This is a genomic window from Thermoactinomyces sp. DSM 45891, from assembly GCF_900119485.1.
In the GTDB taxonomy this organism is placed as follows: domain Bacteria; phylum Bacillota; class Bacilli; order Thermoactinomycetales; family Thermoactinomycetaceae; genus Baia.
In genome coordinates, this window is sequence record NZ_FPJZ01000001.1 from 84932 (window position 1) to 98189 (window position 13258).

Annotated in this window: 11 protein-coding genes; 2 read left to right on the forward strand and 9 right to left on the reverse strand. The window is 40.4% G+C overall.

From position 1 onward, the window contains the following. Positions 1-129 precede the first annotated feature (129 nt). The 3 genes from BT147_RS00435 to asnS form a co-directional block, all read right to left on the reverse strand. Complete coding sequence (locus tag BT147_RS00435) at positions 130-2349, reverse strand: YheC/YheD family protein (protein WP_072329796.1); 2220 nt, start codon at positions 2347-2349, stop codon at positions 130-132. Between the two features lie 115 nt (positions 2350-2464). Next, entirely contained in the window at positions 2465-3184 is a 720-nt protein-coding gene (locus BT147_RS00440; RefSeq protein WP_072329797.1) for a DnaD domain-containing protein, read from the reverse strand. Positions 3185-3303: 119 nt separating this feature from the next. Beyond that, positions 3304-4599: an asparagine--tRNA ligase gene (asnS, locus tag BT147_RS00445; protein WP_072329799.1), complete on the reverse strand. Its 1296-nt coding sequence runs from the start codon at positions 4597-4599 to the stop codon at positions 3304-3306. Between the two features lie 174 nt (positions 4600-4773). Between asnS and BT147_RS00450 the strand changes: the two genes are divergently transcribed. Further along, the gene (locus BT147_RS00450; RefSeq protein ID WP_072329801.1) at positions 4774-5958 is read left to right on the forward strand and encodes a CapA family protein; all 1185 of its coding nucleotides are present in this window, start codon (positions 4774-4776) and stop codon (positions 5956-5958) included. 377 nt (positions 5959-6335) lie between these two features. Continuing rightward, on the forward strand, positions 6336-7106 hold the full coding sequence (locus BT147_RS00455) for a sulfotransferase domain-containing protein (protein WP_072329803.1): 771 nt from the start codon (positions 6336-6338) through the stop codon (positions 7104-7106). Positions 7107-7292: 186 nt separating this feature from the next. Here BT147_RS00455 and glnA read toward each other — a convergent pair whose 3' ends face one another. The 6 genes from glnA to BT147_RS00485 form a co-directional block, all read right to left on the reverse strand. Then, positions 7293-8630 carry a type I glutamate--ammonia ligase gene (gene glnA / locus BT147_RS00460; RefSeq protein ID WP_502688546.1) on the reverse strand — a complete coding sequence of 446 codons (1338 nt, stop codon included), beginning with the start codon at positions 8628-8630 and terminating at the stop codon, positions 7293-7295. Positions 8631-8662: 32 nt separating this feature from the next. Continuing rightward, on the reverse strand, positions 8663-9079 hold the full coding sequence (locus tag BT147_RS00465) for a MerR family transcriptional regulator (protein ID WP_072329808.1): 417 nt from the start codon (positions 9077-9079) through the stop codon (positions 8663-8665). A gap of 100 nt (positions 9080-9179) precedes the next feature. After that, positions 9180-9662, reverse strand: a complete 483-nt coding sequence (locus tag BT147_RS00470; protein ID WP_083426260.1) for a DUF456 domain-containing protein — start codon at positions 9660-9662, stop codon at positions 9180-9182. A 20-nt stretch (positions 9663-9682) separates the two neighbouring features. Further along, positions 9683-10945: a methionine gamma-lyase family protein gene (locus BT147_RS00475; RefSeq protein ID WP_083426261.1), complete on the reverse strand. Its 1263-nt coding sequence runs from the start codon at positions 10943-10945 to the stop codon at positions 9683-9685. A gap of 29 nt (positions 10946-10974) precedes the next feature. Continuing rightward, positions 10975-12327 carry a GTPase HflX gene (hflX, locus tag BT147_RS00480; protein ID WP_286118846.1) on the reverse strand — a complete coding sequence of 451 codons (1353 nt, stop codon included), beginning with the start codon at positions 12325-12327 and terminating at the stop codon, positions 10975-10977. After that, a complete protein-coding gene (locus BT147_RS00485) occupies positions 12290-13252 on the reverse strand; it encodes an AAA family ATPase (protein ID WP_072329812.1) in 963 nt (320 codons plus the stop codon). The genes hflX and BT147_RS00485 overlap by 38 nt, the downstream gene beginning before the upstream one ends. Positions 13253-13258 lie beyond the last annotated feature (6 nt).

The window sequence follows — 13258 nt, forward strand, 5'->3', positions numbered from 1 at the left end:
ATCCTCTTGTCTATCTTGTTAACTTCAATCTTAATATGTAGTTTGTGAACCATTTCCCCTGTATATTGAATTTTGTTTGTATTAAAAACCAGTCTGGAGCTGGAGGATCTGCTTGCTCCAGCTCCTTTTTTATTCTCCTTTCATCAGTAGCTGATAGTAGTTCTTTAAATCCTCCGCAACTCGCTTCCAGTTAAACTTCTCTTCTACTATTTTACGAGATTGTTGTCCCATTTCTTTTAATAGCTGTGGATTATTTAGCCAATGTAGTAAAATCTTCTCGATCCTTTTACTTAGAATATCTGGAGATAATAGTTTCCCATTTACTCCATCTTGAACAACTTCCCCAATTCCTCCCACAGAGGTACTTAAAATCGGTAGTCCAGTCGCCATCGCTTCCAGATTCACCAGACCAAAAGACTCATTACCTACCGATGGTGTGATCAGTAAATCTGCAAGTTGATAAATAGAGGGAAGCTGGTCATTTGGCACATAACCTAACCATTCAACTTGTGTTGCACACGTCTCCACTATTTTCCTACATTTCTTAAGATATTCTGTTTCAATCTCTTTGCCATAATAACTACTTCCAGCAACCAACAATTTCACATTTGGTTCCTGTTTCACTACTTCTACAAACGCTTCTAACAGATGATGGAGGCCTTTTTGGGGAATGATTCGTCCTACAAAAAGCAGGACAGGCTTTCCTCCCAGATTTCGCTTTTGGCGTTCTAGAATTCGCTTTTGTAGGCATTCCGGATCATGAATAGAAGGAAACATATCTAAATTTACGCCTAGAGGTACCACATGGCAACGATCAGAAAGACTAGCCTCCATCGTAAGCACTTGTGATTGGAGGTACTGGCTGTTTACCAAAATCATATCGTATTTCTTTAAAATCTTGCTTCTTTCTTTCGGGTTGATGTAAGGGGCTCTGATATAGGTTTCTGAGTGGAGAAAAAGAACCTTTTTTCCTGGTAGCTTTTTAACAGGGGGATTCATAATCCAGATTGGACGATTTTCAAATTGGATAATCTGATTTGGATTATGAAGCAAATATTTCGTTACTTCTTTCCGATAGCTCTTCCGTTCAGAAGAAATATTGATTTGTCGAGCTGGAATCTCCTTGAAATTATGAATATGAGCCCCTATTAAAGTAACAGACAACATATAACTTAGATAGTTGGTAATCTGACGCGAACAAATTTCTACTGAACCACTTCCTGCTTCATCAACTGGTAAATTTCCGGGAGTAACAATGCTAACTTTTGGACTCTCTTGTTGCTGTTGTATCATTTGCTTTGCAAGATAACCCGCATATTGCATGGGTCTTTGTATGGTCTTATGCCATGAATCAAAATCTTGCGCTTGGTAAAACGTAATTCGAAGATCTCGACCATTTACTTCGATAATCCAAATTTTTTCATCTACATCAATTGCGATATCAAAACCTAAATCGGCTAAGCCGGGATTGGTCGTTTCAAGTTTTTGAGCTGCTAGGATTACTAACTTTTCGATCTTTTCCTTCATCCCTTGAGGATCACTTATCTTTAAATCACATAAAACCTCATCCATCTTCTTCGATTTTCCACCAACAGCTAAATTAGTTGCAATCCCATGCTTCACGCCAAGTCGGGCAACCATACCTGAGACGCCCCATTCCCCGTTCATGCCTTTTTGGACTGCTATACGGAAGTCAACCGCTTGATCATAAATGGTTTGAACTGAGATTGCTTGTTGAATTAAGAACTCATCTTTTTCAGCTTTTCTTTCTAACTGAATTTCTAGTTCAGAGTTTGGATATGCTTCCTTCACGCCAGTAGAATGTACCATTCGCCATATATTTTCTTTTTGATCAATGCGACAAATATCCATCCCTAAACTTTTTTCCAGAGGCTTCACATAGATAGCCGGATATTGTTCCTGTAACATGCGCCAATTGTTTACAGATAGTAGCTCTGTTTTAGGAAGATAGGGAGAAATCTCTGGAAATTGAGATAAATCTTGATGCACCTTCCACTTATTCAAACGATTATCTTGGTTAAATACTGTTATACCAGATGTACGTACTAGTTGATCTACTTGTTTTTTGGTACTCACTGGCTTCACTCGGTTATGAATGATAGCAGGGATGGGAACGGTTACTCTTTGAAACGTATTTTGTTCTTCTCTATATCGAAAACCCTTAACAGTGCGATTCTTAAAATTCACGTGCTGAATGGTAAAGAAAATGGGAGTAAGACCTTCTCTTTTCGCAAATCGATGGTACATAACGAAGGATTCATATGCTGATCGCTGACGTAAGCAATCAGAGAAAATCTTCTGACTAATGAGAATGCCTATTCGCGACAAGACCTCCACCTCCCTCCTATTTGAATTAGATTATGCCTGAAGTGAGCAAAGTCACAAGTATATTTGTCCCCTATCTAGAAAAATAGACGTATGCTGATTGGTTTTCAGCATACGTCTATTCTTGACTTACCCAGTTGTAGAAGGAGAAATTTCCTGTATCCATCTCTGTCGGCTTCATTTGCTTATACAAAACTCCTTTGGATCGAAAACGTCTTGTATATTCAAAAGCTTGCTCCGAAGTTTGAATTTGATTTCTCTGCCATTCCAATAAAATTCGATCTATGTAACGAAAGCTTACTTTTCCGCAAAAAACAGCTTCTCGTAATGCTGCCTCTATTAAATCATCTGAGTATCCATCTTCATCGATCCACCGTGACAATGTCTCACACTCAAACGGAGATAAAGCCCTCCCAAATTCCCTCTCAAATAATTGAAACAGGCCTTGGTAAGCATTTTCTTCCTCTATTTCGTGTGTTTGTCGACCGATATAATTAGCGGCTAACTGTCTGTAAAGTGGAGTTAACGAATATCTTTCAGATTGAAGTCCATTTTCATCCGTAACATCTTCCAATTCGATAAAACCATGCTGTACCATGTGATGAAGGGCATTGCTTATCTCTTCATAGTTCATATGCATACGAGATTCTAGCAATTGGATCGAAGGAAGTGGATTCCATTCCTTCTCTTGAAAATTGATCAGATGGATGAGAATCATAACATCTTTCTCTGTTAAACCAACCTGCTTATATTCTTGTAAAAGGATTACTGGTACGGACACCGATCCTTGCAACAAAAAATTAACTAGTGTTGTCTGAAAAGACCCAGATTGTTCCAAGAAACATCCACCTCGCTTACTTCATCCTTTAACTATACCACGAATTCTTTAATAAAATAGACTTGAAAAAAGGAAAAGCATCTACATCCTAAAATCCGATTAGTAGATGCCTCCTTTTATTAAGGATAGAGACGATTTAACATACGAGGGAATGGAATGGTTTCACGTACATGATCCAAACCACAAATCCAAGCCACCGTTCTTTCTAGCCCAAGTCCAAATCCAGAGTGAGGAACGGTGCCATATTTACGCAGATCTAGATACCAAGCATAAGCCTCTTTGGACAAACTATGCTCGTCATACCGCTGTGCTAATAGCTCAGGATCGTCAATCCGCTGTGATCCACCAATAATCTCTCCATAACCTTCTGGAGCAATCAAATCAGCGCATAGTACCACTTCAGGTCTCTCTGGATCTGGTTTCATGTAGAAGGATTTAATCTCGGTTGGGTAATGTGTAATAAATACAGGTTTATCAAAGCTTTCGGCAATTTTCGTCTCATGTGGTGCACCAAAATCTTCACCCCACTGAATATCCTCAAAGCCTTCACGATGTAATAACTCGATCGCCTCATCATATGTAATTCGCGGGAATGGCGCTTTAATCTTCTTTAACTTAGAAATATCGCGCTCAAGTGTTTGTAATTCTGTTTGACAGTTTTGCAAAACAGACTGAGCTACAAACTCTAGCATCTGCTCTTGACACTCCAAGTTTCCTTCATGATCCACAAACGCCATTTCCGGCTCAATCATCCAGAATTCAATCAAATGGCGACGCGTCTTGGATTTCTCCGCACGAAATGTAGGCCCGAAAGAATACACCCTATTTAATGCCATTGCAGCCGCTTCTGCATATAGCTGTCCACTTTGTGACAAGTAAGCATCTTCATCAAAGTACTTGGTATGAAACAAATTGGTTGTACCTTCACAAGAAGATGGTGTCAAAATCGGCGGGTCTACTAATGTAAAACCTTTTTGATCTAAAAAGGTTTGAATCGCCCGAATGATTTCTGCACGAACACGAAGAATCGCTGCTTGACGAGCAGAACGGATCCAAAGATGACGATGATCCATCAGGAAGTCGGTGCCATGTTCTTTTTTTGCAATCGGGTACTCCTCGGCAACTTGTATCGTCTTCACACTTGTTACGTCTAGTTCAAAGCCCGAAGGAGCCCGATCATCTTGACGTATGGTTCCTGTAACATATAGTGAACTTTCCATCGTCAATAGTTTCGCTTCATCCCAAATCTCTGGAGCTACCTGATTCCGCACTAAAATCCCTTGAATCGTGCCTGTCCCATCTCGTAATTGCAAGAATTGAATTTTACCACTGGAACGTTTATTATACATCCATACCCCTATGGTAACTTCTTGTCCTACATATGCAGAGACTTCACGTATGGTTATCATTGACATAAATACCCCCATCTGTTCAAAACGCTTCTTTCCATTATAAACTGCTAAAAATTTCATCGTCAACGAATTCGATCAAAGGATTTCTTATTTTAGACAGAATTTGAAGTGAAAAATCTACTATAATGGACGTATTGCTGTAAACTTTAGGTCGGGCATGAAAAGGAGTGAAAACATTTGAAACGAATTATATCGATTATCACAGCTATTTTAGCTGTCATTTTGTTCGTTATATTTTTCCCATTTGGCAAAGCAACGATCTCTCCTGAAAGCAATAGTGATAAGCCCAGCAAGTCTGAGCAAAAGCAGAATCCTCCAAGTAAGCTTCAGATCGCTGCATTTGGGGACATCATGATGCATACCCCCCAGATTAAAGCAGGTGCCTTAGGAGGAAACAATTACGACTTTCGTTCATTTTTTAAGGAAGTCAAACCTTATATTAGTCAAGCAGACATCGCCATTGGAAACTTTGAGATGACACTTGCAGGTCCCTCTAAGCCGTACTCTGGTTTTCCACAATTTAATGCACCTGACCAGATCGTGGACGCGCTGAAGGACTCTGGAGTTGATGTAGTAAGCACATCGAATAATCATGCCATGGATACGGGAGAAGATGGAGCCATTCGAACCCATAAAGTCGTAAATGAACGTGGAATCAAAACCACAGGCACTTCTCCCACCGCAGAGAAACGGAAACCACTCATCGTGGAGAAAAATGGAATTAAAGTGGCTTTCCTCGCTTATACAGAGCTTACAAATGGAATTCCTGTACCATCAAACAAGCCGTATCTTGTTGATTTGATTGGAGATGGAACAGGAATAGCCAAAGATATCGCGCAAGCGAAAAAAGAGGGTGCAGAATTAGTTTGTGTCTCGCTCCATTGGGGTGTCGAATACCAACGTAAACCTAATACGAGCCAAAAGTCGATTGCTGAGAAAGTATTTAAAGCGGGAGCAGATGTTATCTTCGGTAGTCACCCTCATGTCCTCCAGCCGATGGAGAAAATGAATGTGGATGGAAAGGAGAAATATATTATTTATTCCATGGGGAACTTTGTTTCTAACCAAAAAGATCCTTACACTGATGAAGGGGTTATTGTATATGTGGATGTAGAGAAGGATTCAAAAACCAATGAAGTGAAACTAAAAGAATTCTCCTTTCTTCCTACCTTTGTCCATAAGTACCAAGCAAATGGAAAGTTACAATATGCTATCATCCCTACACCTAAACAAGAAGCAACCAACTTGCCTTATCCGGGGTTATCCGCTTCCAAATGGAAATCTGTTTGGAATAACACCGTTTCACATGTCAGTCCTGGTGAAGCAATTCCCGTTTATGCGAATCCAGTTCAAAAACAATAATCGAGTAGAGGGGGTGATTAGCCCCCCACCCTAGCATGTGGTTCACTTAAGTCTGGCGATCCCGACCACATTCTTACCTTTATACGCTTTACCACTAACGTGACATAGATCCAATTTTATTGAAGGAGAATCACAATTCTATTTATATTTTCATAAGAATGAAAGAAGTAAATTCCTAATGAATTGGAAATTATATGTATGCTTACTGTCTAAGGCGCAGTACCTTAATCCTACTATATATTTACAAATAGTGTACCCTATTTGTAAATATGATCTTTTGTATTCCTTATATATAAAGGATTTTTAGTTCTGTTTATCCGTCTGCTTCACTTTTAAAACGAGAGATATTCGTCATTTATAGAGGGGGAATGGATAAAGTGGAACTATCTCCATTTATTATAAATAGTGTTCCGAAGAGTGGACTGAACCTACTATTACAAATAGTTAAGGGTATTCCTAATCTAACCTGTGATATAACCCCACTAAATGAATTATCTTGTTACCTTCCAGAAAAATTTAATAAACAATTACTTGTTATATTTGATAACAAATTGAAGAGTTTAAGAATGAACGAATTTCTTTTTGGTCATGCAGTTTACAATTCGGAGTATATGGAAATCTTGAAGAAATTAAATATCAAATCGATTTACTTATATAGAGACCCCAGAGATGTCTTAATTTCTAAAGTCTATTATATTGAGAAAGGGTATTTTAAAAATTATCCTTTGGCAGAGAAACTAAGAGATACAAGTAGATATCATAGTAGAAAGCAACGTCTGCTAACCATATTAACCAGTGAAAAATATAATTTTCTACATTTCTATGATCCATTTTACAAATGGTTAAATAAAAAAACTGATAATTTCCTTCCTATTTCATTTGAAAATTTAATAGCTGAGACAACTAAAAATAATATATATTTATCTATAATTGATTTTATTTTAAAGAATGATATAGAGAACTGTGATAAGCTTTCATTGGTTAATGCAATGAAAGCAAATACCAACCCTTTAAAATCCCATACTTTTAGAAAAGGAAAAATAGGATCTTGGAAAGAAGAATTTGACGATGAAATAAAATCATGTTTTAAGGAATATGCAGGAAATTTGTTAACTCGTTATGGATTTGAACAAGATAATAATTGGTAAAATCAAATGAAGGAGCTATTAGCATTCATGAAGACAGGTTACCATCCTACCGTTATGGGAGCCGTATTTGATAAAGGTCCATTTGTCCATCCTATCCTACGAGAATTTCTTTCTTTATACTGTATCCAAAACATAAAAAAGTTGAAACCATCTACGCTGAGTAGATGGTTTTGTTGTACATATATCTTAGTAGAGAGACATGTATTGATCGCGTTCCCACTCATGAACAGTGGTACGGAATAGGTCCCATTCGATTTCTTTTGCTTCTACAAAATGGCTAAGTGCATGTTCACCAAGCGCTTCTGCTATAACGGTATCATTTTGCAGTTCTTGAATCGCTTCGAACAAGTTTGCTGGTAGACTGTTGATGCCTGCATCTCTACGCTCTTGCTCATCCATCACATAGATGTTGCGGTCTGTCTGTGGAGGTGCTGCTAGCTTGTTCCGAATACCATCTAAGCCTGCCGCTAACATCGTAGCTAGTGCTAGGTAGGGGTTTGCTGCTGGGTCTGGAGAACGCACTTCGATCCGAGTGCTAAGACCTCGTGAAGCGGGTACACGAACCAACGGGCTACGGTTTTTTGGAGACCAAGCTACATAGCAAGGAGCTTCATAACCAGGCACCAAACGCTTATAAGAGTTGATCAGCGGATTCGTTACTGCGGTAAAGGCACGAGCATGCTTTAAGATTCCAGCTAGATAGTGAAGTGCTGTTTCAGATAAACCTAGCTCATCTCTCTCGTCATAGAAAGCATTTTCATTTCCGCGGAAGAGAGACTGATGACAATGCATACCAGAACCATTAACACCAAATAGCGGTTTCGGCATGAAGGTTGCATGCAAGCCGTAGTTGCGAGCTACATTTTTTACCACCAATTTAAATGTTTGGATTTGGTCTGCTGCTTTGATTGCATCCGCATATTTGAAGTCGATTTCATGTTGCCCAGGAGCTACCTCGTGGTGAGAAGCTTCGATTTCAAAGCCCATTTGCTCCAATGTAAGTACGATATCACGACGGCAGTTTTCGCCGAGATCAAGCGGCGCTAGGTCAAAGTAACCACCTTGGTCATTTAGATCGAGAGTTGGCTTTCCCTTCTCATCCGTTTTAAAGAGGAAGAACTCTGGCTCCGGCCCTACATTAAAGGAAGTAAAACCAAGTTCTTTCGCTTCTGCCATCACTTTTTTTAGAATTCCGCGTGGATCTCCTGCAAATGGAGTACCATCTGAGTTATAAATATCACAAGTAAGAGCGCCCACCTTTGAGTCCCCTGCCGCAACCCATGGATAAACTACCCACGTATCGAGATCTGGATACAAGTACATGTCGGACTCTTCGATGCGAACAAATCCTTCGATCGAAGATCCATCAAACATCATTTTATTATCAAGAGCTTTTTCTAACTGACTCCGTGGAATCTCTACATTTTTAATTGTTCCAAGTAAATCTGTAAATTGAAGACGGATATATTGAACATTTAGTTCAACCGCCTGTTTTAAAATATCCTCTCTCGTAAACCGTGCCATATCCATCATTCTCCTTTTCAAAGTCGTTAAATTTATTGACGGAAAAACCTCGAGAATTCACCGTAAACTTCAGAAGTACGGCCTAGCTTAGGATGTAGGAGATCACGTTTTAGTAACCGACGTAGTTCTCGTTCGGACAACTCTTGTTTCACCTTTACAACCACAGCTTTCGCTTTTTCCACCTCTTTGTGTGCCTCAAGAATCTGATGGTCTTTATGCAACATTTCCTTGACACCTGCAAGGTTAACTCCCTTTTCGATCAACGATTTAATTTCGAATAGGCGTTCTACATCGTTAAAGGAAAACAGGCGTTGGTTTCCATTTGTACGCTCAGGCCGAATTAAACCTTGTTGCTCATAGTAACGGACTTGACGTGGTGTTAGATCAGTCAATTTTGTTACGGTTCCAATTGGAAACAAAGGCATATTTCGCCGCATCTCATCATTCATGATGACGGTCTCCTTTACATTTATTTTACGACGTGTCAACTTTTATGTCAACACATGTAAGGAAAGTTGACATAAAAACTTTTTATATGTACACCCACCCTTAAATTAAGATAAAAAACCATACCAACAGCGCAATTAAAATAATCAGTTTCACCAACATACCACCGATAAAACCAATCAATGTACTGATCCCGACAGAGAATGCTTTTTTGAAATCTTGGGTACGAATCCACTCAACCACTAAAACAAAAACGAAAGGACCTACTATAACTCCAAGTGGCCCTAAAAAGAGCGAGAACACAATTGCTCCAAGAGCCGCTGCCCAAAACGAACCGCTCGATCCACCTGCTTTTTTAGCGGCAATCCCACTAGCAAATTGATCGACCAAAAAGCTTAACACCATCACGATACTAGTAATGATCCAGAACCATAATCCTAATGCTTGATCGTCCACAAAAAAGTGATACATCGCAAAACCAGCCATCAACAAAGGGACATCTGGCAAGATTGGAAATATCAAGCCTAAGAACCCCAGAGCAAACAGCGCAATGATAATAATCCATATAATCGTTATCGTTACCACATATATCCTCCCTATTCCACCTATACTGGAAGCGACCCTGTTGTTTTCATAAGATCTAACGCTTGTAAAATAGCAATCTTTACATGTGAATAAGTAAGTCCACCTTGCAGAAATGCAATGTATGGCTCACGGAGCGGCCCATCAGCAGATAGCTCAATACTAGCTCCTTGTACAAATGTGCCAGCTGCCATAATAACAGGATCTTGATATCCTGGCATCGCTGCCGGAATCGGAGTAATATGAGCATCAACTGGACTCGCACTTTGAATACCTTGGCAAAAAGCAATCAATAGTTCAGCACTCCCTAATCGAACTTGCTGAATAATATCCGTTCGCGGTTCATCCCATCTTGGAGTAGTCTGAAAGCCGACCTCTTTTAACATCGCAGAAGCAAATACGACGCCCTTTAACGCTTCCCCTACTACATGAGGTGCTAAAAACAGTCCTTGGTAGTAATCGCGCTGATACCCATAAGTGGCTCCACCCTCTACCCCTATACCCGGGGCAACGAGACGTGAAGCCGCTTTTTCGATGAACTCCGTCTTTCCAACCATGTATCCACCTGATTTTGCCAAGCCCCCACCTGGATTTTTGATGAGTGAACCCGCTACAATGTCAGCCCCGACATGTGTTGGCTCCAAGTCCTCTACAAACTCCCCATAACAGTTGTCTACAAAAATGACCGCTTGAGGTGCTATTTCACGAATTTGTATAATCATATTGCGAATGCGTGCAATGGTAAAAGAAGGTCGATCTGCGTAGCCACGAGAGCGCTGAATAGCAACTACTTTGGTACTCTCACTAACCGATTTCCTAAATGTGTCCCAGTCGATATCCCCATCCTCTAGCAATGGGATTTCTCGATATCGAATTCCATAGTCCGCCAAGGAGCCTGTCCCATCTTCCTCCTTACCAATCACTTTATGAAGCGTATCATAAGGGGTTCCAGTAAGATAGATCAACTCTTCCCCTGGGCGCAGATTTCCGTATAAACTGCTTGCAATCGCATGTGTACCGGAAATAATGTTGGATCTGACCAATGCCATCTCAGCACCAAACAAATCGGCGAAAATCCGTTCAAACACTTCTCGTCCCACATCATCATATCCATATCCTGTAGACGAGTGCAGATGATAATCGCTTACAGCATGTTTACGAAAAGCATCAAGAACGCGCCACTGATGCATATCGACGCGTTCTTCGATTTGACTAATAATCGGCCCTATCTGCTTTCTTACTTTAGACTGTAATTCCCGAATCCATGTTGCATGTTTTAGCTCCATTATGTACACCGTTTCTATTGTGTATTTGTTTACTTATTACCTAATTGCATCTTCTCTCGCAAATCCTTCGGCAGAGAGCTTACTTTATTCCTCGGGAGACGGTATTGGAAAGAAATCTCTAAATCCTCTGTCTCACTATGTAAGATTTCTGCATGACGATATAGCGCAGAAATCCAGTCCCCCTTCTCAACAGAGAATGAAACAGTACCTTTAAAGTCATGTTGGTAGAGAAGCTCTTCTATTTTTTCTTTTAGGCGCTCCAAATCAGATTGATTAAATGCGGAAACCATCATTCGGTTGCCTTCCCGCTCTTCCAATTCATCCTGAATCGATCGCTCCGCCATTTGGTCCACTTTATTAAAAACAATAAGTGTCGGGATATGTGCCGCGCCTAATTCCTCAAGAATCCCTTCCACTACCTTCATTTGTTCCGATGATTCAGGATGGCTTGCATCCACTACATGTAGTAGCAAATCAGCTTCTGTTACCTGCTCAAGGGTACTCCGAAAAGATGCTACTAATTGATGCGGAAGATTGCGGATAAAACCAACAGTATCGGTCAATAAAGCCTCTTGCCCATTTGAAAGATCTAGTTTACGCGATGTCGGATCCAAGGTAGCAAATAATTTATCCTCTGCTAACACTTCCGACTCTGTTAAATGATTGAGTAATGTAGACTTCCCTGCATTTGTATAACCAACGAGTGATACTTGCATCACTGCTTGCTTCTTTCTTCTTGCTTGGTGAAGCCTGCGATGTTTGCGTACTTCTTCTAAGTCATGTTTCAATATATCAATTTGACGTCTGATATGTCTTCGATCCGTTTCAAGCTTCTTCTCACCAGGGCCTCGGGTCCCAATCCCGCCACCCAGTCTAGATAGCTCTCTTCGTTTACCTACCAGTCTTGGTAGCATATATTGGAGTTGAGCTAACTCAACTTGAAGACGACCTTCTTTCGTCTGGGCACGCCCTGCAAATATATCGAGGATTAACTGAGTCCGATCAATGACTTTCGCATTGATAAGCCCCTCTAGATGTTTAATTTGGGAAGGAATTAACTCTTGATCAAAAATGACCAAGTCAACTTCTAGATCCTCTACTAACTGCGCGATCTCTTCTGCTTTTCCTTTTCCGACCAACCACGCACGATCCTTTCGATCTCGGAACTGAATCACTTGTTCTATTACCTCTGCGTCAGCCGTATCCGCTAGGCTTGCTAATTCTTCCAAAGAAGAACGAAGCTCCCATTCATGTAACTTAGAGCCACAACTCACAAGTATGGCTCGCTCTCTCTCTACGATTCCTTCGATTGGTATCCATCCTTCCAACAAACAATGAAATAAGTTAATTATACCATGAGTGAATAGGTGTTTTCTTTTCAACCTCATCTAACTGAAAGTCATCTGAACGCAAGGTCATTAAGTCGTTTCGATTTGCATAAGGCATTTGTAACAACCGAACAGCATGTTGGCGAACAGCCTGTTCAATCGAATTACGTATATAGCGAGCATTCCCAAAAGGACGATCTAAACGCTCCATTTCTCGTTGAACATGACTTCGCAACTTCTCTTTTGCCGCAACGGAAAGGCGGTATTGTCTCTCAGTTGTCATACATTCAGCAATTTCGAGTAGTTGTTGAATTGGAAAGTCAGAAAACTCGAGCTGAACAGGAAACCGAGAAGGCAAACCAGGGTTGGAGCTTAAAAAATTACTCATTTCCCATGAGTACCCCGCTAAAATTAAGATAAAATCATTCTTATGGTCCTCCATGGCTTTTACAAGAGTATCAATCGCTTCTTTTCCAAAATCTTTTTCCCCACCACGAGCTAATGAATACGCTTCGTCAATAAAAAGAATTCCACCAAGTGCTTTATTTACATGCTCTCTTGTCTTCTGAGCAGTATGTCCGATATACTCCCCTACTAAATCAGCTCTCTCCACCTCTACTAAATGACCTTTTGACAACATCCCCATCTCACGAAACAAACTACTCATAATTCTCGCTACCGTTGTCTTACCCGTTCCGGGGTTCCCAGTAAAGACCATATGGAGAACCTGCTGTTCGCTACTTAATCCAGCAGCCTGCCTTCTTTTACCGATTTCCAACCATGCATATATTTCTTTTACGAATGCCTTCACCTGGGTTAATCCTACTAATTGATCCAGTTGGTCAAAACATTTCTTTAAACCGACAGGCGTTTCCTCTTGCCAAGCAGGAAGGGAACAGATAGCAGCGCTCTGTTTTCGATCAAACACGATTTGGATTCGATGTTTCTCATCTTGCACCTCAAGGACTCTCCTGCTCATGAAGTT